At 58.5% G+C, this 2,001-nt stretch carries 1 protein-coding gene and 1 pseudogene; both read left to right on the top strand.

The features are described from left to right. A partial coding sequence (locus ABYM29_RS15550; RefSeq protein WP_372865705.1) for a nitrilase-related carbon-nitrogen hydrolase occupies positions 1-1,552 on the top strand: 1,552 nt, incomplete at its 5' end. An 11-nt stretch (positions 1,553-1,563) separates the two neighbouring features. Then, positions 1,564-2,001 (top strand): annotated as a pseudogene (locus ABYM29_RS15555) (hypothetical protein); the annotation flags it as partial.

A 2,001-nucleotide genomic window follows, 5' to 3' on the forward strand; every position in this document is an offset into this window, starting at 1 on the left:
ATCCGGCCAGAATATTTCAATTACCGGCCAAGGCTCGACCGTCCGCAGCGTCGAGATGGCGCTTTCCTGGGAAACTGCCAATACAGCTCTGGAAATCGATACCAACGCATTTGCCCTGGACGCCAGTGGCAAGGTCAGCGGCTCAGCGCTGATGTATTCGCCACAGGGCGAATTGCTCGGTATTGCCGACAAACAGGTGTTGATCGGTCACGAGAATGATTTTCTACAAACTGCCGATAAACCGGCGCCGATCATCGATAGTGATATCGGCCGCCTGGCGATGTATATGTGCATGGATGGCGTGATCAATGAAACACCGCGCTGCCTTGCTTTGCGCGGTGCCCAGGTACTTTGCAATAGTCTGAACTCCTTTGCGCCCGATGAGGGCAATCTGCATATTCCCGTGCGCGCGGCTGAGAACAAGGTGTTTGTGGTGGCGGCCAACAAGGTGGGCCCACTGGTGCCCGAGGCGATGATGGCCGGTATCAGCGCCGCGACTAATATCCCTGAAGTCTTTCTGTGTGGCGCTGGAGAAAGCCAAATAGTGGCGCCCGATGGCCGGGTGCTGGCGATGGCTCAGACTCGCGAAGAGGAAGTGATTTCGGCGCTGATCTCGCCAGCAGAGGCCGATAACAAATTGCGCCCCGATGGCAGCGATGTATTTCTTGCGCGGCGACCAGAGCTGTATGGCAGTCTCGGTCGGGACCCCGCTAAGCAGTCGTCGCCGGTCTGTAAGCCCGGCAGCAACGATATTCCGGTTGCACTGATCCGCAGTGGCGGTCGCTCGATCGCAGAAATCTGTCGGCAGGTGTCTGCCGCCCAGGCGGCGGGTGCGCGGCTGATTAGTCTCGCTCCGGACGAGGGAATGGCGAGGCTGGGCCCCGGGCAGCTGGCTGAATGGCAGGCGCAGGGTGAACAGTTGGTAGCGGCAATCGCCGATATCTTACGCAGCGATGTGTTTGTGGTCTGTGCGCGGGTCGGTCGTAAGGGTGAGCACTACCAGCACCAGACCGTGGTGATTGCCGCCAGTGGCATTGTGGGCACTCAGGGTCAGGTACATGCCAGTCGGCGATTTGCCTGGTCTGGGTTGGATGATGAGTTTGTCGTTTTTTCGCTGCCGTTTGCGCGGCTGTGTTTGGTGAGCAGTGACGACAGTATTTTCCCCGAAAGCTTTCGCCTGTGTGCCCTGGCTGGAGCGGAGATTGTGGCGGTGCCGTTGCAGCCCTTGGAGGCTTGGGAACTGCATACCGGCCTGATTGAACGCGCTGCTGAAAACCGCTTAAACCTGCTGGCGGCCGCTCCGCTAACATCACTGGGGCGTGGCTTTAGCGCGGGCTTGCTCGAGGATTTTACGATCTTCAGCGAGTGGAAAAACCGCGAGTTTGACGGAGTGCTAACCCGGCCGCCGGTGACCGAAATGCACGACAGCGACGCGGTGACTCTGGCAGTGCTTCACGCTGCTAACGCCGGCAATAAAGTCGTGTCCAGAAATACCCATTTACTCGATAACCGGCCCTGGCAATTACTCGAGCCGATTACCGCCGCAGTGTGAGGAAAAGAATAATGAGCGAAGAGCAGTCATTGCCCAAGGCGTTACACGACAAGGTGGTCAATGCGATCGTTGAGCGCTTCGGCATGAAGGAAGAACTCTCGGAGGATGGAGGGCCGTTTTTGCCGCTGAACAGCCATCTTCCCATGCATCAGGGTTCTGTGGGCTATATGCGCCGTTTCAGCGGCGGCCCGCTGTTTCAGCTGGTTACCTCGAGCATTGTGGTGCCCGCGCTGCAGCTGGACTCGCATATGGTGTTTGCATTTATGCCGTCGGATTGCGCGGTGCCCCATTTCACGGTGGACTCGGTATGCGCCGGTGAGCACCACGCCTTTCATCTGGATCTGATTCCCCGCGTCGATATCGGCTCGCAGCTGGCCTATATGAACGAGGTGTTTGTGCCGCTGGATGAAAGCTGGCAGCGAGGCTCGGCCATTGAGGGGCTGAGTCGG

The organism is Spongiibacter sp. (assembly GCF_041602295.1).
GTDB lineage: Bacteria > Pseudomonadota > Gammaproteobacteria > Pseudomonadales > Spongiibacteraceae > Spongiibacter.